This is a genomic window from Ezakiella peruensis, from assembly GCF_900215725.1.
GTDB classification, from domain to species: domain Bacteria; phylum Bacillota; class Clostridia; order Tissierellales; family Peptoniphilaceae; genus Ezakiella; species Ezakiella peruensis.
In genome coordinates, this window is sequence record NZ_LT962469.1 from 967711 (window position 1) to 986653 (window position 18943).

The following is an 18943-nucleotide window of genomic DNA, read 5'->3' on the forward strand; positions in this document are numbered from 1 at the left end:
CGGAAATACCAGAAAATTTGTACAAAAAAACTACAAGAAATCCCTATCCTTGTAGTTTGCTTAATGACTGCATAAAAATATAATAGTACATACTCTCGAACGAATAATTACTACTATGATAAGTTATATTATAATTTTTTTCAAAATATGTAGCCATAATATTTCCTTCCAACAATTTTTTTGTACTTGAGTATATTATACCACATTTAATAATTTTGTAAACATTTAAACACAACTTTGTTTTAAAATTTCTATTTATTTTTTGCATTAAAAGTATTCAACATTTTTATAAGAATTGACCAGCAACTTAAAATGGCTTCTTTTAAATATATGTAAGATATAATTATAAAATAAAAACCTGGAGTTTCCTCCAGGTAAAATTTATAGTGGTTTGGTCTTTGCCTTATTTTGTTCACGGGGATATTTTTTGGGTGTTGGCTTAATTTTTTTAATAACTAAAATATTTCTTTCCCCATAGTCGTAATCAAATTTTACATTCTCAACTATTTCTCCACCAAGAATTTTTATTGCTTTTTTGGCTTCTTCTATCTCTTCACCTATAGCCGGCCCCTTCATGGCGAAGAAATATCCACCGACTTTAACAAATGGCAAGCAGTATTCTACAAGTGTGTTTAATCTAGCAACCGCCCTTGAAATCGCCCCATCATAGGCCTCGCGTTCAGGAGTTTTGGCCAAATCTTCTGCCCTGGCATGAATGGTCTTTACATTTTTTAATCCAAGGTCTTCTACAACTTCGTCTAAAAAATTAATTCTCTTTTTTAAACTATCCATAAGGGTAATTTTTAAATCTTCGTCTTGAAGTTTTATAATCACGCCTGGTATACCTGCGCCAGTGCCAATGTCAATCAAACTTTTGATCTCGTATTTTTCCAGCAAAGGCATTATGGTTGCAGAATCTATGACATGCTTATCCCACATCTCATCGTAATCATCAACTGCCGTTAGATTCATCACCTTATTTTTTTCTTGGATTAACTTTAAATATCTATCAACTTTTTCCTTATTAACTATTTCTGTTTTCATGTTTCCGCCTTTCCAGTTCAAGATGAATCATGAGCACATTCATATCAGATGGGCTGACCCCGCTAATCCTACTTGCTTGAGACAAGGTCTCCGGCCTAATTTGTGTGAGCTTGTCAGCCGCCTCATGTTTAAGGCCCTTTATCTCATGATAATTAATATCCTCTGGCAATTTACGATCTTCAAATTTGTGCATGCGAGCAATTCTATCGTTGTTTTTCTTTATATAGCCCTCATATTTAATTTCTGTTTCAATGAGGAGTTTTGTTTCCTTGTCTAAATTAATATTTATAGGAAACATTTCAAGGGCTTGGTCAATTCGAATTTCTGGCCGCCTAATTAGCTCTTTTAAGGAAATAGCCGTCTTAATCGGCGTTGTATACTTTGACAAAAGCTCATTTGTCTCTTCAGTTGGGGTGATTTTTTTATCTTCCAACAATTTAATCGCGTCTTCCAAAACTTTTTTTCTTTCAAGCATTTTCTTTAGACGCTCATCACTTGCCAGGCCAATATCATAGCCTTTTTGTGTGAGCCTTAAATCGGCATTGTCTTGGCGAAGGGTTAGGCGATATTCAGCACGCGCCGTCATCATCCTGTAAGGTTCATAGGTGATCTTTGTTACAAGGTCATCGATTAAAACCCCAATGTAACCTTCATCGCGTTTAATTGTAAACTCATCTTGGCCCTTGATTTTTCTCGCCGCATTTATTCCAGCGACAAGGCCTTGGGCTGCGGCTTCTTCATAACCAGAAGACCCATTTATTTGGCCCGCAAAGAAAAGATTGCTTATGTCCTTACTTTCAAGCGTAGACTTAAGAGATGTAGCAAAAATTGCATCATATTCAATGGCATAGCCCGGACGCATAATACGAACGTCATCCATGCCTTCAATCATCTTGTACATATTTTCTTGAATGTATTCGGGCATGGAAGTCGAAACGCCCTGAACATAAATTTCATCAGTCGACTCAGCTTCAGGTTCCAAAAATACTTGATGGTCGTCCCTATCTGGAAAACGCTTGATCTTGTCCTCAATACTTGGACAATAGCGTGGGCCTGTCCCTTCTATGGCCCCAGAATAAAGGGCCGATTCTTCCATGTGGTCTCTAATATAATCATGCATCTTCTTGGTCGTTCTGGTTAAATAACAATTTACCTGTGGGCGATCAATGTCTTCTCTTGTATTTAAAAATGAGAAAGGTGTTATCTCTTCATCGCCAGGTTGGACTTCCATATTTTCAAAATTTATAGTCTTCCTGTCAACCCTTGCCGGCGTCCCAGTCTTTAATCTCCTAAGGACAATGCCATGTTTTCTTAGATTGTCTCCAAGCAAAACCGATGGAAACCTACCATCCGGTCCAGATTCATAAATATTTTTACCAATAAAGACCCTGCCCTTTAGGTAAGTTCCTGTTGCTAAGATAACAGCCTGTGCACAAATTTCTCTACCGTCGCGAAGGACAATGCCCTTTACCTCATTATCTTCTACAATAATATCGACGGCCTCCATTTGACGAAGGATTAAATTTTCTGTGTTCTCCAATTTTTGCTTCATGTGCTTGTGGTATTCAAGTTTATCAGCTTGGACTCTAAGCGAGTGAACAGCTGGACCCTTGGATGTGTTTAGCATCCTTGATTGGATGAAGGACTTATCAATATTAAGTCCCATGTAGCCACCAAGGGCGTCAACTTCTCTAACCAAGTGGCCCTTGCCTGTTCCACCGATATTTGGATTACAGGAAAGAGCTGCAATTCCGTCCAAGTTCATGGTAATTATTAAAGTTTTTATTCCCATATTTGCAGCAGCAATAGCGGCCTCGCATCCAGCGTGACCAGCCCCTACTACTATTAAATCATAATCCATAATATCACTTCCCTACGCAGAAGTCATGAAAGACTCTGTCAATCAAATCTTCATCATAATTTTTTCCTAAAATCGAATAGAGGTCATCCAAAGCCATCCTGAGACTTACTTCGACTATTTCAAAAGGCATAAAGTCCATATCGTTTTTGGCTTGTATTAACTCATCCTTTGCTGCCTCCAGGGCCTGCCTGTGGCGAAGGTTAAATATAGATGTAAAGGACGCATCTACATCAATGGTAAATATTTTTTTAATTAGTGACATGATCTCGCGAATTCCTTGATCCTCTTTAATAGAACCAATAACCAGATTATCACTGTATTTTTTTATCTCTTCAAGGTCAGCGCTTGTGCCCTTGTCAGCCTTGTTTATAAAAATAATTTTATTTTTATCTTCTACAGAATTTAAAATTTCCCTGTCTTCATCGGAAATTTTATCTGACCCATCGATAACCACGATTACAATATCCGCTTCCCTTGCAGATTTTTTGCTGAGTTCAATGCCAATCGATTCAACAACCTCGCTTGTGTGCCTAATGCCTGCAGTATCTATCAAGTGCAGATAAAGTCCCTCGTAATTTATAAATTCTTCAATAGTATCACGGGTCGTCCCAGGTATTTCAGTAACAATAGCCCTGTCCTTATTTGTAATTGCATTTAACAAGGAGCTCTTGCCTACATTTGGCCTGCCGATAATAGCAGTCTTGATGCCTTCTCTAATAAAGCTTGACCTGTTTTGGTCGTCCAAAAGATTTTCAATAGCCAAATAAATTTCATCAACTCTTGCCTTCATATCATCGACATTGCCAAGTTCAGGATAATCAATCTTGGCCTCGCACTCAGCAATCAAAGACAAAAGTTCATTCGCCAAAGAATCTATTTTTTCTGACAGGCTGCCTCCAAGGACATTAGTATATAAAACTTGCTCTTCCTTGTTTTGGGCATCGATGATTCCTGACACAGCTTCTGCTTCCAAGAGGTCAATCCTGCCATTTAAAAAGGCAAGTTTAGTAAACTCTCCAGCGTCAGCTTGGACAGCTCCCTCTTTTAAAAGGATTTCATAGATATAAAGAGTCGAAACATAACCACCATGGCAATATATTTCAACCATATCCTCAGTCGTGTATGAATAAGGCCCTTTAAAATAGCAAGCCATAACCTCGTCTATTATTTTATCATCATAGGCAATGTGGCCATAGTGCATAAATCTTGGCTTAATTTCTTTTTTTGTTTTAAATATTTTCTTTAATATGTCAAGGCTCATAGGTCCTGACATCCTCACGATGCCAATGCCTCCACGACCAGGTGGAGTGGCGATAGCTGCAATAGTTCTCATAACTAAAAAACCCGCTTTATTGCGGGTCTCTTGTAATAACAATGGAGCGTCTCGGTTCTTCACCTTCAGAATGAGTAGAGACCCCTTCCATATCATTTAATGCCTTGTGGACAATTCTTCTATCGTAAGCGTTCATAGGTCTTAATCTGTATTCGCCATCTCTGATAGCGCGCTCACCAGCATCTCTTGCAAAGGCCTTGAGCTTTTCTTTTTGATCGTAGATATAGTCTCCGCAATCAACTTCAAGCATGAGTCTTTCATCATAGCGACCTCTGACAAATTGACCTACCATATATCCAAGGGCATCAATAGTTGCACCTTTTTTGCCGATGATTCTAGAATTTTGTTCGTAGTCATCAAGCATGATATCAAGGACAAGGTTTTCACCTTTTTCTCTTTCATCAATAATTTCTACATGGCCTTTAAAACCCATTAGATTAATTGTTTTTTCAAGATATTTTCTAGCAGCCTCAGCCATGTCTTCTTCAGTTTTATAGTGGTCAACACCTTCGAGTAAGAATGACTTCATAGGTCTAGCTATCTTTTCGTCAACAAAATCCTCTGTGCTTTCCTTCATGTCTTCGAATTTATCTTTTACATCTTCTTTTACATCATTAAATTTATCGCTTGCATCATTAGCGAGTTCGGATACCTTATCTGATGCTTTCTCAGCCATCTCAGAAACGTCTTCTTTTATATCATCATAAGCGTTTTTAGCATCAGCTGTAACTTCATCAATCTTTTTTTCAAAATCTGATTTATTTTCTTCAATTTCATTTAATACTTGAGCCGTTTGACCTGTGCCCTTGCGTACAACAGTAACCTTGGCTTCTTTGGCACCTAAGCCAAGAAAACCCTTGGAAGGCTCTTCTTCTATAATAACATCTACTTCATCTCTTGTAGCATCAAGCATTTTTAATGCGGATTCAATAGCTTCTTCAACAGTTTTCATTTCAAGTGTAACTCTATCCATCTTATTCTCCTTTTTTAAACAACAAATCTCTATTAGAAATTAAAGATTGAACAGCTGTAAACATTGTGCTTACAGTCCAATATAGGGCTAGACCACCAGGGTATTTAAGAGCAAACCAGAAAATCATAATAGGCATTATATAATTCATAGTTGACATACTTTGTTGCTCTTGTGATTGAGCCCCTACCTTAGGTGTAGTTAATGTTTGTAAGTAGGTCATAACAGCAGTAATAAGCGGTAAACCATACCAATATGGGTCGGCTTGGGTCAAATCTTTAATCCAGAAAAATGTCTTTAGCATATTGTCATACATGCCAGATTCGTGGAAAACATAAAGACTTGGATCTCTCATTACACTGAAAAATGCAAGTATTATTGGAAATTGGATTAGAAGTGGCAGACATCCGCCTGTCATACTAGCTCCATTTTCTCTATATAGCTGCTGGATTTTCATATTTGCTGCCTGCGGGTCGTGTTTATATTTAATTTGAATTTCCTTTACTTGGGGTTGGAGCTCTTGAGTCTTTTTCATTTGCTTGGAACTCCTGAGTTGTAAAGGTAGCAAAAGCAATTTAACAATAATAGTTGTAAGTATAATTGTAATTGCAAGGTAGCTAAAGTTTTCGTTTTCCGGGCCAATGGATGCTACGAAATCATAGACATATCTCATAATCCAGCCCAGAGCGTTCGCTAAAAATTCCATTTAGTCTTTCCTTTCGATTTTATATTTATGGTAAAGGGTCATAACCCCCATCGCAATATGGATTGCATCTTAAAATTCGTCTAAAACTAATGTAAGAGGCCTTAAAAAAATTGTATTTCTTAAAAGCCTGGAGGGCATATTCGCTGCAAGTAGGAGTAAACCTACAATGAGCGCCCCTTAAAATATATTTTGATATTACTTTTTGATAGAATTTAATAAATCCTATTGCAATATACTTCATTTAATAATTCCACCGAGCCTTAGAACATGCAAGAGATTTCTAGAAAGCTCACTATACGACAGATCACTGGCACCAATCTTTGGAGTAATTATTATATCGTAATTTTCCATATTTGGAATCTGTTCTCTCATGATGGCACGAATTCTTCTTTTTAATTTATTTCTAACATTAGCCTTGCCATGCTTGTTTGATACGACAATTCCCACGCGTTTAACCCCCCGCCTATAGCGGATTTTAAAAACGCGATTGGCCTTAAAATTTGATCTCTTATAAAGTGAGCTGAAATCCTCTTTTTTCTTCAGACGGTTTTCTTTTGCTAGCATTAAGCGCTTAGAACCTTTCTGCCTTTTGCTCTTCTTCTTTTTAAGACTTTGCGTCCGGCAGTTGTGCTCATTCTTTCTCTAAAACCGTGAACTTTCTTTCTAGCTTTTCTTTTTGGTTGGTAAGTTCTTTTCATAACCACACCTCCTTTATCTAATTTACCTATCTATTTTATCATAAAGATATTTTTTTGTAAAGGAAATTCACCCAATAAAAACAAAAATTGCAGAGCAAAAACCCTGCAATTTAAATTTAAATTATCTTTGTGGTGAATAGTTTGGACTTTCCTTTGTAATGTTGATGTCGTGCGGATGGTTTTCAACGAGTGATGATGAAGTAATCTTCACGTATCTTGGTTTAACCATCAGCTCTGCAATATCTTTGCAGCCCAGGTAACCCATACCTGATTTCAATCCACCCATTAATTGGTAAATAACTTCGCCAACTTTACCCTTAAAGTGAACTCTACCTTCAACGCCTTCTGGTACATATTTTTTAGTACCTTCTTGGAAGTATCTGTCCTTGGATCCTGCTGACATAGCTCCTAGTGAACCCATGCCGCGGTATTCCTTATAGCGTCTGCCTTCATAGATAACTTCTTCGCCAGGGCTTTCAACAGTACCTGCCAAAAGTCCGCCAAGCATAACAACATTACCGCCGGCTGCAATAGCCTTTGTAATATCGCCTGAGTATTTGATACCGCCGTCAGCAATAATTGGTTTACCTTCTTCCTCAGCAGCTTTTCTGGCATCCATAATAGCTGTAATTTGTGGAACGCCAATACCAGTTACAACCCTTGTTGTACAAATACTGCCAGGTCCAATACCAACCTTTACACAGTCAGCTCCTGCAGCAAATAGTGCCTTTGTAGCTTCATAAGTTGCAACATTTCCTGCGATAACTTGTAGGTCAGGATAAGCGACCTTTAATTTTTCTACAGCCTTCATAACTCCAGCACTGTGACCGTGAGCTGTATCTAAAACAACAACGTCAACTTTTGCTTCCACGAGAGCAGCCGCTCTTTCCATCATGTCGCCAGTTACACCAAGGGCTGCGCCAGCTAGTAGACGACCTTGGCTATCCTTTGATGAATTTGGAAATTCAATTGATTTTTCTATATCTTTAATTGTAATTAATCCCTTTAGCTTATAATTTTCGTCAACGATTGGAAGCTTTTCAATTTTGTGAGCCATTAAAATTTCTTTAGCTTCCTCCATTGTTACGCCTTCACGAGCAGTGATTAAGTTTTCACTGGTCATAGTGCTTTCGATGGATTTTGACATATCATTTTCAAATCTCATATCACGGTTTGTAATAATGCCAATGAGTCTTCCATCTTCCTCTACAATTGGAACGCCGCTGATCTTGTATGTGCTCATCAACTTTTCAGCATCGGCTAAAATATGGTTCTTGGAAAGATAAAATGGATCGGTAATAACTCCATGTTCACTTCTCTTTACCCTTTCAACTTCATGGGCTTGCTCTTCAATGGTCATATTTTTGTGAATAATACCAATGCCGCCTTCTCTTGACATTGCAATTGCCATTTGACTTTCAGTAACTGTGTCCATCCCTGCAGACATAATAGGGATATTTAATTTAATCTTATTTGTCAGAATAGTTTCTGTATTAACCTCGCGTGGTAATACATGGCTCTCAGCTGGAACCAATAGGATATCGTCAAATGTAAGTGCTTCTTTGTAAAATTCCATAATTCCTCCTTAAGTAAATTCATTTTGCAAAATTCTTTCTAGTATTCATTATATAACAAATTTTAAAAAAAATCACGCGAAAAACGTATTTTTTAAAAAATATTTTTAGAAATATTGCTTGACAACTTATACCACATGTGGTAAAATGATATTGTTCATCAAGAGAGGCGGAGGGAATAGGCCCTGTGAAGCCCGGCAACCTAATTTTAAGGTGCCAAGTCCTACAGATTAATCTGAAAGATGATCTTATCTTTAAGATGTTTTTGTGGCTCCTGATGAAGGAGTTTTTTTATTTTAAATTTGAAAGGAGAATAAATGATTAGATTTCATACTAGTGAAAGTGTTACAGAAGGTCACCCAGACAAAGTCTGTGACAAAATTTCCGACTCAATCTTAGATGCGATACTTGAAAAAGATAAAAATGCACGCGTCGCTTGCGAAACAGTCGCATCTACCGGCTACATTATTGTTAGCGGACAAATTACAACCAATTGCTATATCGATATACCTGCTATAGTTAGAAAAACTATAGAATCAATTGGCTACACAAGAGGCAAATACGGTTTCGATGCTGAAAACTGTGGCATCTTAACTTCTATCGAAGAGCAAAGCCCTGATATTGCCATGGGTGTTTCTGACTCATACGAAAAGAAAGGCAGTTCAACTGACAAGTACGACGAAATTGGCGCTGGCGACCAAGGTATGATGTATGGTTATGCATCAAACGAAACTGAAGAGTTGATGCCACTTGCCATCAAGCTAGCTCACGATTTGACCAGGCGTTTAACCGCTGTTAGAAAAGAAGGCATCCTTCCTTATATTTTACCAGACGGAAAATCACAAGTTACAGTTGAGTACCATGACAACAAGCCAGTTAGAATTACAAATGTAGTTATCTCTACCCAACACTTGGCATCAGTTGATATCGAAGACCTAAGAAAAGATGTAAAGCGTGAAGTTATAGATAAAATTATTCCACCAGAATATGTAGACGATGAAACCGTTTATTACATCAACCCAACTGGTAGATTTGTAATCGGTGGTCCAAAATCTGACACAGGTCTAACCGGCCGCAAGATTATTGTAGATACCTACGGCGGATATGCAAAACACGGTGGCGGAGCCTTTAGCGGCAAGGACCCAACAAAGGTTGATAGATCTGCTGCTTATGCTGCCCGCTATGTTGCAAAAAATATTGTGGGAGCAGGTCTCGCTGATAAATGTGAAGTTGCCCTATCCTACGCAATCGGCGTTGCAAGACCAACTTCAATTGATATCGACTGCTTCGGCACAGAAAAAATTGATATTGAAAGCATTAGAGAAAGAGTTTACAAAAACTTTGACCTAAGGCCAGCTGCAATTATCGAAAACTTTGACCTAAGAAGACCAATCTACTCTCAAGTTACCAACTATGGCCACTTTGGTAGACCAGAACTAGATCTTCCATGGGAAAAATTAGATAAGGTGGATGCATTAAAATGTTAAAAGATCCGTTTTTAAAAAGAGCTTTTTTAGTTGGAAGTGCTTTGCTTCTAATGTCTCTGCTCTTGTACTTGCTAATGAAGAAAGAAGGAATCTTATAAACTGCGATTTATTTCGCAGTTTTTTTATTTTTTAAAAATACATAACCATTTACCTCTGCCCTTTTCATTTATTTTGAAATTAATTTTTTAGAATTAATTTAATGCAAATAAAAAACTCCGGCCATCCGGAGTTTATTTAAATTCCATTTCTCTTTTCAATTTCTCTAAAATATTCTATCCCCTTATCTGTAAGCGAATAAAATTCACCAGCTTGAATTATATTTTTATCCATCAACCTATCTATGGTCTCATTCATGGTATTTAAATTCATCTTTAAATGATCTTGAATTGTGTTTACACCAAGTTCAATATTTTGGTTATCATGACCCATGTGGTTTTGTATGTGAATAAGCACGAGTACTTCGTTCAAATAATCCAACTGCTTTTTGCGGTTTAAAAGCTTGGTCATAAGACCTCCCGGCTTTATTATATGGCAGATAATATAGGTTAACATGCCTATAAGAGCCGTGGTACCAGCTATATTAATATTTAAATTGTAGCCTAGATAAACTCCTAAACTTACGTTAATAAAAGCTATTAAAATTGTAAGCAGTATTGAATCTCTGAGATCTTTGGTTAGTAGAATTGCCGAAGCGGCAGGCGCTACCATAAATGAAATTACCAAGATGCTTCCCACAGAGTTAAAAGCAATAACTGAGTTAAGGCTGACCAAGGTCATAGTCATATAGTGGATAAAGGCTGCTGAAAAACCAGATATGATTGCAAATCCAGTGTCAAAAGCAGTGACCTTTAGCTCTTTGAAAAATACCATTATAAATATCAAATTTACTGTCAAAACAATTAGCGCCATCTTTAAGGCAAGGGGCATATCAATTCCTAAAAACACAGTTCTGTTGAACTTGCTCATTAGAATTTCCCCCATAAGGACTCCATCAACACAAAGATGAGTGTTCTTTAAAAGCCTGCTCATTATTATAACTCCAAGGGAGAATAATAATGGGAATACAATTCCAAGGGCCGAGTCTTCGTTGATTCTGCCGGATTTTAACAAGAGCTCAACCAATACAACTGTAAGCAAGCCTGCAAGTACAGCTCCAACAATTAAAACTGGACTGTTAAAGTCTCTGGAAATTAAAAATCCAACAACGATGCCCAAAAGCACAGAGTGGCTAATGCCATCTGCCGTCATAGAAAGATTTCTAAGAACTAAAAATGTTCCAATAATCGAAAGAGCAATTGCAGTGATTAGCATTGTCAAATAAATCTCAAACATTTTTAATAGCCCTCCTTCTAAGAGCAGTCTTAACAACTCCCCACCTGCCAAAAATTATTGAAATGATTGCAATAAAACTCATGACAAGAACAATAGCAGGTCCAGTTGAAACTCCGGCATAGAGACTTGAAAATACCGTTCCAATAAAACTTGATAGTCCACCTACCAAAGCAGCAATAAAAACTACTATATTGTATTTTTTGCTCCACTGCATGGCAGCAACTACTGGTGCAATTAGCATGGAGGAAATCAAAATTGATCCCACTACCTTTAGGCCAGCAGCAATAATGGCGACCATGGTAATAGTTATAAGGGTATCGATAATTTTATTGTTAAAGCCAGATGCTTCCATGTACTGGGCATCAAAGACATAGAGCTTGATTTCTTTATAAAACAAAGTCATCACGAGCATTGATGCAAGACTAACTCCAAAGATCAACCAGAGGTCCTGCTTGGTTATGAATGCTGCTTGGCCAAAAATATAATTTGCAAGCCCGCTTTGAGATGCTCCCTGATAAGATGGATTTCCTTGGATATAACTATTGAGCGCCATACCAAGTCCAAAAAATCCTGAGAGAACAACCGCAAGACTCGTATCCGTCTTATGGGTCTCAGCCTTTGCAATCCTTTGAATAATCATATAAGCTAAAAATCCACTAAAGACTGCTCCCATCAAAAGTACATAGGGCGACCTGGTAGAAAAAACCATAAAGGCAAGAACAATGCCAGGAAAACTCGAATGGCCAATAGCATCTCCTATCAAACTTTTTTTATTTAAAACCGTTATTGTACCAATCATCGCCGCGGCTATACCAAGTAGAGTTGTGCCAATAGCAACCATAATAAAGAGGTGGTTGGTAAATAAGTCTTTCACTTAATCACGCCCCTTCTTGTATGCTATTTGTAAATTTTCTTCCGTAAATACTTGGTCCATTGGCCCATAGGCAAGGACCCTCTTATTTATTATAACAACATGGTCAAAATATTCTTTAATTGTATTTAAATCGTGATGGACTGCTACTATGGTCTTGCCATTTGCCTGAAACTCCTTGATGGTATCCATGATAATCTTTTCTGTTGTCATGTCTACACCTGCAAGGGGCTCATCCATAAAATAAATTTGAGCGTCACTGCAAATTGCACGAGCTAAAAAAACTCTTTGCCTTTGGCCACCAGATAATTCAGATATCTGTCTGTTTTTGTACTCGTACATACCCATTTTGTTTAGGGCTTCCTTTGCAATCTCCATATCTTTTTTGCCAGGTCTTTTGATCCAGCCCAAACTTTTATAGCGGCCCATAAGGACCACGTCTAAAACATTGGTTGGAAAATCCCAATTGACACTAGCAGTTTGAGGAATATATGCAATATATTTTCTTGCATCCTTTGGATTTTTCCCCATAATCTTAACTTCACCGGCCAAGGGCTTTATAAGTCCCAAAATTCCCTTTAGAAATGTTGACTTACCAGCTCCATTTGGTCCAATAATAGCCGTCCTGGAATTATTTATAATCTCAACATCCGCATCCCATACAACTGGGTTTTCGTTGTAAGCTAGGGTTAAATCTTCAACATCTATAATTATTTCATTATTCATTAGTCACCTACTTTAAATTATTTACGATCAAATCAATATTGTGTTTGTACATGTCAATATAGTTGTCGCCTTTTTTCCCCTCCGTTGCCAAGCTGTCAGAAAACAATTCATTGCCTTCGCCTTGAACTACCAAAACATCAAAACCCTTCTTCAAAACAGAAGCTCTTAGGGCCTCCATCCTCTTAGGATCTGTTGTGCTCTCTGCAAAAATTGCCTTTATTTTGTGTTCGTAAATAAAGTTTGCAGTTTCATCCATATCCTTAACCCCAACTTCAGTTTCAGTTGAAACGCCTTGTGGAGCTATGACAGGAATATTATAATGCCTTGACATATAATTAAATGCATCATGTGGAGTTACGATATATCTTGATTCGACCGGTATCTCATCAAGTCTTTCTCTATTATAAGCATCCAGCTTATCAAGTTCTACTAGATATTCATCGCAATTCTTTTGATAATCTTCAGCTTTTTCTGGCACAAGCTTCTTTAATTCCTCACAAGCAGCAATAGTTGCTTTCTTATAAAGAGGAATATCAAACCAAAAATGCGGGTCTAACTCTGTCTCATCTCCATCGAGTGTTCCTATCTCTTGGTCTGTAAAATCTTTTGTTACTGGAACTCCAACTGCCTCAAGTGCTTCATTCATCTTGCCTTCAAAGTGCAAACCGTGATACAAAACAAGGTCAGCTCTCTCAAGTTTTTTAGAATCCTCTGGCTTCATTAAATATAGGTGTGGGTCTTCTCCAGCAGGAATAATCAAATCCCTCTCCACACTATCACCTGCAATAACCTTTACCATATCATAAAGAAATGAAGTTGTAACAGTAACTTTTCTTTTGTCACTGGCAAGGTTTTCTGTCTTTGGGCCGCACCCTGTAAACATTAGCGCGATTAATAAAATAAAAATAAAAGTTTTTTTCATAAAATCTCCTCATCTAATTAATAATTTTTATCAATTACGATAAGTTAATCTTATCATATGAAAAAAATTATGTCAAGCTAAAAAATTGTTTTTTACTTCTTTCACCCATATTAATTCTTCATCCTTTTAAGTCTTTTTGCAATTTTTTATACTCCACTTTTATTTTTACAAGTTTGCCGAGGTTATTATTTCTATTTTGATAAGTGCTTGCAGTTCCTTGCTTTTACATGATAAACCTCTATTGCTAGTTTATGTTTATTTTTGTTTTTGTGCTATAATTGTCCTAGTTTATTTTTTTAAGGAGGTTTGAAAAATGGATGTAACTGTAAAATCAAAAAGAACCACGACCACCAAGGAGATTGTACTTATTACTATTGGAGTTTTGATGGTGGCTGTGGCTATTCATTTTTTCCTGGTTCCAAGTAATTTAACTACTGGTGGAGCTGGTGGACTTGCAATTGTCCTTGCCCACTACTTACCCTTTGATGTTGGTCCTATTTATACTGTTCTAAATATTTTACTCTTCTTAGTTGGTTTAATATTTATTGGTAGAGACTTCGGTTTAAAAACTGTTATAGTTACCCTTTCATTATCCGGAGTTGTTTGGCTACTGGAAATTCTTTATCCAAACCCTACTCCACTCTCAGACAACTTATTCTTAATTGTGTTTTTAGGAACCATTATACAAGGAGCGGGAGTCGGAATCGTTTTAAACCAATACACATCAACAGGTGGTACCGATATTATCGCCAAGATTTTACAAAAATACTTTGGACTAAACCTGAGCATTGGCTGCTTTATAGCTGACTTTGTTGTAGTTGTCCTAGCTGGAATTGCCTTTGGTGTTGAGCTCATGCTTTACTCAGTCGTCGGTGTTTTAATTAACTCAGCCCTAATCGACATTGTAATCGATGGATTAAACTCATCCAAGCTATGCTATATTAACACCTGCAAGGTCGCCGAAGTTTGTGAATTTATAATCAAGGACTTGGACAGGTCTGCAAATCTATTAAACAGCCGCGGTGCTTATTCCCAACAGGAATTTCAATTAATTTTAACAGCCATTAATAACCGCGAGTTTATGAGGCTAAAAGAATTTGTTCACTCAATTGATCCCAAGGCCTTTGTGGTCGTTTCAAGTGCCAACGAAGTTCTGGGAGAAAAATGGAGAAAGTTTATCGGATAAGATAAAATATGAAATAATTTTGCCAGGTAAGTTTTTTTACCTGGCAATTTCTTTTTTCTGCTAAATTTATAGCAGTAATTTATGTATTTATTCTTTTTTGTGTTATAATATTTGCAGTTTGTTTTTTAGGGGGTATATTTATGGATAAAAATTTAGATAATAAAAAATCTACTAGTCTTAAGGAACTATCGCTAATAAGCTTAGGTATTTTAATGGTTGCAACGGCTGTCCATTTCTTTTTGGTCCCCAGCAACCTTACCACAGGTGGTGCCGGCGGTCTTTCAATAGTCCTTGCCCACTACCTACCCTTTAATGTTGGTCCAATATATACAGCTGTAAATATAATTCTATTTGCAGTCGGTTTGATATTTGTCGGCAAGAGTTTTGGGATCAAGACTATTATCGTAGGCATGACCTTGTCCGCTGTGGTTTGGCTATTTGAAATTATTTTTCCAAACCCTCAGCCGCTTTCAGATAATTTAATTTTAATTTTACTAGTTGGCACAATCCTCCAAGGAGCTGGCGTTGGCCTAGTCCTAAACCAGTATACATCAACTGGTGGCACTGATATTATCGCCAAGATTCTACAAAAATATTTTGGTTTAAATTTAAGCATTGGATGTTTTATAACAGATATGATTGTAGTAATTATGGCTGGTTTGGCCTTTGGTACAGAGCTTATGCTCTATTCATTTATAGGTGTTCTTATAAACTCAGTTTTAATTAATACTGTAATTGATGGACTAAACTCATCCAAGATGTGCTTTATAAATACATCCAAAGTCGATGAGGTATCTGACTTTATTATAAATGATCTGCATAGAAGTGCAAACTTAATTCCAAGCGAAGGTGCCTACACCCACGAGAAACGCAAGATGATTCTAACAGCAATTAACAATCGTGAGTACATGCAATTAAAAGCCTATGTGCATTCAATAGATCCTAAAGCCTTTGTTGTAGTTTCCAGTACAAATGAAGTCCTGGGAGAAAAATGGAGGAGGTTTATAGGATAATGACTTACAAAGAAAAAATTGATAAAATTTTTGTGAATGAAAAACCTTTCTCAAAAGAAGAAACAAATAAAATTATAGATAAGCTTGAATCTCGGGCTGGAAACCTTCCCGACCGTGAACTAAATAGGATGAGGGCTGCTCTTGAAATTTTGAATTTACAGCCAATAAAAGTTGTAAATATTGTGGGTACAAACGGCAAGGGAACTGTTTCCAAGGCAATTTTTGACTCTCTAAATGATTTTGACATGCGCCTTGGCCTCTACACCTCCCCTCACCTGGTTTCCTACAATGAAAGAATCATTACAAGCGACGGAGAGATTCCTGATAATATATTTTATGCCTTGATTGACTTGGTGTCTGACCTGGAAGCGGAAATTAAAGATGAATATGGCAACTTCACTTATTTTGAAGTTCTGACATTAGTTGCGAATATTTATTTTGCCAATAAAAATCTGGACCTTGTTATACTTGAAGCCGGAGTCGGTGGAAGATGCGATGCCACAAAAGCTCTTGGCCAAAGCATTTTGTCTGTAATCACTTCCCTGTCCATCGACCACATATCTGCCCTGGGTAATACCATCGAATCTATTGCCTGGCACAAGGCTGGCATTATGAAGGATAATACATGTTCTATAAGTCTAAACAAGGGCTTAGCTCATGATGTTATAAATGAAGAAGCCTCCAAGCTAAATGAATTTAAGCTTTATGATTACAGGAATTTTATCTTGCCAGATAATATTCCTGTTAAGGGAGAATTTGAAGTAACTTTTGAAAATAAAAGTGTAAAAATAAATCCCAAGCAATTTGGCCTTATAAGAGGAGAAAATTTTCCTCTTGCTTATGCAGCAATCATAAAAATCCTAGAGTATTTTAAAATTGATGTCGATACAAATCTAGAAAAAATTGCAAATTCTCTGTCCAATTCTCAGTGGAAGGGTCGCATGCAAGTAATTGGCACAGACCCTATTATAATACTAGACGGAGCCCATAATGTTGATGCTATAGAAAAACTCTTTAAGTCTATAGAAGGTGTCAACCACAAGAGACTGATTACAATAATCGCAATTATGGACCGGAAAAACCACGAGGATATGACCAAGTTTATGAGGTCCAAATCCGATTTACTAATTGTCACATCAAATGGCGACTCCAACAGCACCAGCATAGATATCCTATCCAAGGAATCGAACGCAGACCAGGCCTTTGAAGATATTGACCATGCCCTGGCCTATGCCAAAAAAATAGCAAACCCTGATGATCTAATTCTCATCGCAGGTTCGCTATACTTGGTCGGTGAAGTTTTAAAATTAATCTAAAAAGATAACATTGATATAAAGTTAAAAACGTAGACGTATAATATATAAGAAATTATTATGGTCGTTAATAAAAACCAGGCCATGCTTATATATTGTGGGAGTCTGCGTTTTTTTCTTATAATAAAATCAACCACAGTTAAAAGAGCATTCAGCCAATATAAGCCACAGTTGAATATAAGTAAAATTTTCATCAGGCCGTATCCTATTACTCCCTTAAGGAAAATCCAGGTAAAAAACCAGGCTAAAAACAAGGATACAAAGCTAATTACTATATGGATGGGCCTTATCCATCTCTTATATGCAATGATTACATTGCAAACGACAAAATATATGACTCCTGTAAAGATTAAAATCTTCTTGCTTTTTACCAGGATCGAAACTAAAAACATAATTACCGTAAGCACAGCTAAAGCTATCAGCGGTGCATAATCTCTCTTTTTCATATTACCTCCAATATTTAAATTATACATTATTTTATTTTATTAATCAATCGGCCACTTGGCCTTTGATTTAAAAAATTCATTTTTCAAATAAAAAAACGGACCAGGTCTTGCACACCCAGGTCCATCTTATTTTAAATATTTTATTAAAAACTTTTATAAGAAAATATATCTGAGAACAAAGAGGATTGAAAGTATCCACATAAGTATAGATACGTCCTTTGCCTTGCCTGTAAAGCTTTTAACGATTGTGTAGGAAATAATACCAAATACAATACCCTCTGCAATTGAATATGCAAATGGCATCATGGCGATTGCTAAAAATGCTGGTACTGCTTCTGTTAAATCGTGCCAATCAATTTCTCCAACTTGACTCATCATAAATACACCAACTATAATAAGGGCTGGTGCTGTTGCTGCTCCAGGAATAATTGCAAATAGTGGAGCAATAAATAGTGCGAGTAAGAACATAATAGCTGTAGTAAGTGATGTTAAACCTGTTCTGCCACCTTCTGCAACGCCAGCTGAGCTTTCAACAAAAGTTGTAACTGTTGATGTACCCATGCAAGCGCCAAAAATTGTACCTATAGAGTCCGCTGTTAGCGCTTGAGAGACTCTTTCAAGTTTCCCATCTTTATCAAGCATACCTGACTTTGAAGCAACACCTGCTAGAGTTCCGACTGTGTCGAAAATATCTACAAACAAGAATGTTGCAACTACGATCCAAAATTCCTTGGTCATAATTTGATCAAAGCCAACAAACTTAAAGGCAACATTGCTAAGTGATGGTGGTAAGCTAAAGATCTTAAAGCTTTCTGGAAGTTCAGTAACTCCAAGTGGTATACCGATAATTGTGGATGCTATAATGCCGATTAATAGAGCTCCCTTAACATTTCTTGCATATAGAATTGATATAATTAATAAACCACAAATTGCAACTATAGCTGGGTTTGCAGTTAATTTACCAAGTCCAACCAGAGTTGATTCATTGCCTACAATAATTCCAGCATTTTGCATACCGATTAGAGCTATAAACAAACCAATACCTGCGGAAACGGCTTTCTTTAATGATAATGGAATTAAATCAAAAATTGCTTCCCTTGCTTTCAAAAAGCTAAGGATAATAAATATAAATCCTTCTACAAGTACTGCTGTAAGTGCAAATTGCCAATCATAACCTAGCCCCAAGCAAACTGTAAAGGCAAAATAGGCATTTAGTCCCATGCCTGGTGCTAGTGCAAATGGATATTTTGCATAGAGAGCCATAATAATTGTGGCCACACCAGCTGAGAGAGCTGTTGCAGTAAATACTCCGCCTGCATCCATGCCAGCTGCTCCCAATAACATTGGGTTAACAGCTAGGATGTAGGCCATTGTCATAAATGTTGTAAGACCTGCAATAATCTCGGTCTTGACATCTGTGCCATGTTCTTTTAATTTAAAAAACTTTTCCATACCTTCTCC

Annotated in this window: 19 protein-coding genes and 1 riboswitch; of the genes, 4 read left to right on the top strand and 15 right to left on the bottom strand. The window is 37.0% G+C overall.

Annotation, left to right across the window (positions count from 1 at the left end):
- Positions 1-381 precede the first annotated feature (381 nt).
- The 9 genes from rsmG to guaB form a co-directional block, all read right to left on the bottom strand.
- Positions 382-1044 (bottom strand): 16S rRNA (guanine(527)-N(7))-methyltransferase RsmG, encoded by a 663-nt coding sequence (rsmG, locus tag CUU59_RS04715; protein ID WP_099950840.1) that lies wholly within the window; start codon positions 1042-1044, stop codon positions 382-384.
- Positions 1025-2905: a tRNA uridine-5-carboxymethylaminomethyl(34) synthesis enzyme MnmG gene (gene mnmG / locus CUU59_RS04720; protein WP_099950841.1), complete on the bottom strand. Its 1881-nt coding sequence runs from the start codon at positions 2903-2905 to the stop codon at positions 1025-1027. The genes rsmG and mnmG overlap by 20 nt, the downstream gene beginning before the upstream one ends.
- Before the next feature lie 4 nt (positions 2906-2909).
- On the bottom strand, positions 2910-4238 hold the full coding sequence (gene mnmE / locus CUU59_RS04725; RefSeq protein ID WP_169922858.1) for a tRNA uridine-5-carboxymethylaminomethyl(34) synthesis GTPase MnmE: 1329 nt from the start codon (positions 4236-4238) through the stop codon (positions 2910-2912).
- Positions 4239-4254: 16 nt separating this feature from the next.
- Positions 4255-5211, bottom strand: a complete 957-nt coding sequence (jag, locus tag CUU59_RS04730; protein WP_099950843.1) for an RNA-binding cell elongation regulator Jag/EloR — start codon at positions 5209-5211, stop codon at positions 4255-4257.
- Between the two features lies 1 nt (position 5212).
- Positions 5213-5914 (bottom strand): YidC/Oxa1 family membrane protein insertase, encoded by a 702-nt coding sequence (locus tag CUU59_RS04735; protein WP_099950844.1) that lies wholly within the window; start codon positions 5912-5914, stop codon positions 5213-5215.
- Between the two features lie 25 nt (positions 5915-5939).
- Entirely contained in the window at positions 5940-6155 is a 216-nt protein-coding gene (gene yidD, locus CUU59_RS04740) for a membrane protein insertion efficiency factor YidD (RefSeq protein ID WP_099950845.1), read from the bottom strand.
- Positions 6152-6478, bottom strand: a complete 327-nt coding sequence (rnpA, locus tag CUU59_RS04745; protein WP_075573436.1) for a ribonuclease P protein component — start codon at positions 6476-6478, stop codon at positions 6152-6154. Before rnpA ends, yidD begins: the two co-directional genes overlap by 4 nt.
- A complete protein-coding gene (gene rpmH, locus CUU59_RS04750) occupies positions 6478-6612 on the bottom strand; it encodes a 50S ribosomal protein L34 (protein ID WP_075573435.1) in 135 nt (44 codons plus the stop codon). Before rpmH ends, rnpA begins: the two co-directional genes overlap by 1 nt.
- A gap of 121 nt (positions 6613-6733) precedes the next feature.
- Positions 6734-8188: an IMP dehydrogenase gene (gene guaB / locus CUU59_RS04755; protein ID WP_099950846.1), complete on the bottom strand. Its 1455-nt coding sequence runs from the start codon at positions 8186-8188 to the stop codon at positions 6734-6736.
- 152 nt (positions 8189-8340) lie between these two features.
- A riboswitch (SAM riboswitch) is annotated at positions 8341-8435 on the top strand.
- A gap of 68 nt (positions 8436-8503) precedes the next feature.
- Between guaB and metK the strand changes: the two genes are divergently transcribed.
- The gene (gene metK / locus CUU59_RS04760) at positions 8504-9673 is read left to right on the top strand and encodes a methionine adenosyltransferase (RefSeq protein ID WP_099950847.1); all 1170 of its coding nucleotides are present in this window, start codon (positions 8504-8506) and stop codon (positions 9671-9673) included.
- A 234-nt stretch (positions 9674-9907) separates the two neighbouring features.
- On the opposite strand, the gene CUU59_RS04765 is transcribed toward metK, so the two are convergent.
- Genes CUU59_RS04765 through CUU59_RS04780 form a run of 4 tightly spaced genes read right to left on the bottom strand, consistent with a single transcriptional unit; the run spans position 9908 to position 13524 of the window.
- Complete coding sequence (locus CUU59_RS04765) at positions 9908-11005, bottom strand: metal ABC transporter permease (protein ID WP_099950848.1); 1098 nt, start codon at positions 11003-11005, stop codon at positions 9908-9910.
- Positions 10998-11846, bottom strand: a complete 849-nt coding sequence (locus CUU59_RS04770; RefSeq protein WP_099950896.1) for a metal ABC transporter permease — start codon at positions 11844-11846, stop codon at positions 10998-11000. Before CUU59_RS04770 ends, CUU59_RS04765 begins: the two co-directional genes overlap by 8 nt.
- 33 nt (positions 11847-11879) lie before the next feature.
- Entirely contained in the window at positions 11880-12602 is a 723-nt protein-coding gene (locus tag CUU59_RS04775) for a metal ABC transporter ATP-binding protein (RefSeq protein ID WP_099950849.1), read from the bottom strand.
- A gap of 7 nt (positions 12603-12609) precedes the next feature.
- Positions 12610-13524 (bottom strand): metal ABC transporter solute-binding protein, Zn/Mn family, encoded by a 915-nt coding sequence (locus CUU59_RS04780; RefSeq protein ID WP_099950850.1) that lies wholly within the window; start codon positions 13522-13524, stop codon positions 12610-12612.
- A 313-nt stretch (positions 13525-13837) separates the two neighbouring features.
- Between CUU59_RS04780 and CUU59_RS04785 the strand changes: the two genes are divergently transcribed.
- The 3 genes from CUU59_RS04785 (at position 13838) to CUU59_RS04795 (ending at position 17039) form a co-directional block, all read left to right on the top strand.
- The gene (locus tag CUU59_RS04785; RefSeq protein ID WP_099950851.1) at positions 13838-14710 is read left to right on the top strand and encodes a YitT family protein; all 873 of its coding nucleotides are present in this window, start codon (positions 13838-13840) and stop codon (positions 14708-14710) included.
- A gap of 140 nt (positions 14711-14850) precedes the next feature.
- Positions 14851-15723, top strand: coding sequence for a YitT family protein (locus CUU59_RS04790; protein WP_099950852.1), 873 nt, complete (start codon positions 14851-14853; stop codon positions 15721-15723).
- Positions 15723-17039 (top strand): bifunctional folylpolyglutamate synthase/dihydrofolate synthase, encoded by a 1317-nt coding sequence (locus tag CUU59_RS04795; protein WP_169922859.1) that lies wholly within the window; start codon positions 15723-15725, stop codon positions 17037-17039. The genes CUU59_RS04790 and CUU59_RS04795 overlap by 1 nt, the downstream gene beginning before the upstream one ends.
- On the opposite strand, the gene CUU59_RS04800 is transcribed toward CUU59_RS04795, so the two are convergent.
- On the bottom strand, positions 17036-17482 hold the full coding sequence (locus CUU59_RS04800) for a hypothetical protein (RefSeq protein ID WP_099950854.1): 447 nt from the start codon (positions 17480-17482) through the stop codon (positions 17036-17038). The genes CUU59_RS04795 and CUU59_RS04800 overlap by 4 nt on opposite strands.
- Before the next feature lie 153 nt (positions 17483-17635).
- Positions 17636-18934 (bottom strand): NCS2 family permease, encoded by a 1299-nt coding sequence (locus CUU59_RS04805; RefSeq protein WP_099950855.1) that lies wholly within the window; start codon positions 18932-18934, stop codon positions 17636-17638.
- Between the last annotated feature and the right edge of the window lie 9 nt (positions 18935-18943).

What these genes read in the sequence shown, in the direction of transcription:
- rsmG (WP_099950840.1), bottom strand. Translation starts at nt 1,044, where the DNA reads ATGAAAACAGAAATAGTTAATAAGGAAAAAGTTGATAGATATTTAAAG.
- mnmG (WP_099950841.1), bottom strand. Translation starts at nt 2,905, where the DNA reads ATGGATTATGATTTAATAGTAGTAGGGGCTGGTCACGCTGGATGCGAG.
- mnmE (WP_169922858.1), bottom strand. Translation starts at nt 4,238, where the DNA reads ATGAGAACTATTGCAGCTATCGCCACTCCACCTGGTCGTGGAGGCATT.
- jag (WP_099950843.1), bottom strand. Translation starts at nt 5,211, where the DNA reads ATGGATAGAGTTACACTTGAAATGAAAACTGTTGAAGAAGCTATTGAA.
- CUU59_RS04735 (WP_099950844.1), bottom strand. Translation starts at nt 5,914, where the DNA reads ATGGAATTTTTAGCGAACGCTCTGGGCTGGATTATGAGATATGTCTAT.
- yidD (WP_099950845.1), bottom strand. Translation starts at nt 6,155, where the DNA reads ATGAAGTATATTGCAATAGGATTTATTAAATTCTATCAAAAAGTAATA.
- rnpA (WP_075573436.1), bottom strand. Translation starts at nt 6,478, where the DNA reads ATGCTAGCAAAAGAAAACCGTCTGAAGAAAAAAGAGGATTTCAGCTCA.
- rpmH (WP_075573435.1), bottom strand. Translation starts at nt 6,612, where the DNA reads ATGAAAAGAACTTACCAACCAAAAAGAAAAGCTAGAAAGAAAGTTCAC.
- guaB (WP_099950846.1), bottom strand. Translation starts at nt 8,188, where the DNA reads ATGGAATTTTACAAAGAAGCACTTACATTTGACGATATCCTATTGGTT.
- metK (WP_099950847.1), top strand. Translation starts at nt 8,504, where the DNA reads ATGATTAGATTTCATACTAGTGAAAGTGTTACAGAAGGTCACCCAGAC.
- CUU59_RS04765 (WP_099950848.1), bottom strand. Translation starts at nt 11,005, where the DNA reads ATGTTTGAGATTTATTTGACAATGCTAATCACTGCAATTGCTCTTTCG.
- CUU59_RS04770 (WP_099950896.1), bottom strand. Translation starts at nt 11,846, where the DNA reads ATGGTTGCTATTGGCACAACTCTACTTGGTATAGCCGCGGCGATGATT.
- CUU59_RS04775 (WP_099950849.1), bottom strand. Translation starts at nt 12,602, where the DNA reads ATGAATAATGAAATAATTATAGATGTTGAAGATTTAACCCTAGCTTAC.
- CUU59_RS04780 (WP_099950850.1), bottom strand. Translation starts at nt 13,524, where the DNA reads ATGAAAAAAACTTTTATTTTTATTTTATTAATCGCGCTAATGTTTACA.
- CUU59_RS04785 (WP_099950851.1), top strand. Translation starts at nt 13,838, where the DNA reads ATGGATGTAACTGTAAAATCAAAAAGAACCACGACCACCAAGGAGATT.
- CUU59_RS04790 (WP_099950852.1), top strand. Translation starts at nt 14,851, where the DNA reads ATGGATAAAAATTTAGATAATAAAAAATCTACTAGTCTTAAGGAACTA.
- CUU59_RS04795 (WP_169922859.1), top strand. Translation starts at nt 15,723, where the DNA reads ATGACTTACAAAGAAAAAATTGATAAAATTTTTGTGAATGAAAAACCT.
- CUU59_RS04800 (WP_099950854.1), bottom strand. Translation starts at nt 17,482, where the DNA reads ATGAAAAAGAGAGATTATGCACCGCTGATAGCTTTAGCTGTGCTTACG.
- CUU59_RS04805 (WP_099950855.1), bottom strand. Translation starts at nt 18,934, where the DNA reads ATGGAAAAGTTTTTTAAATTAAAAGAACATGGCACAGATGTCAAGACC.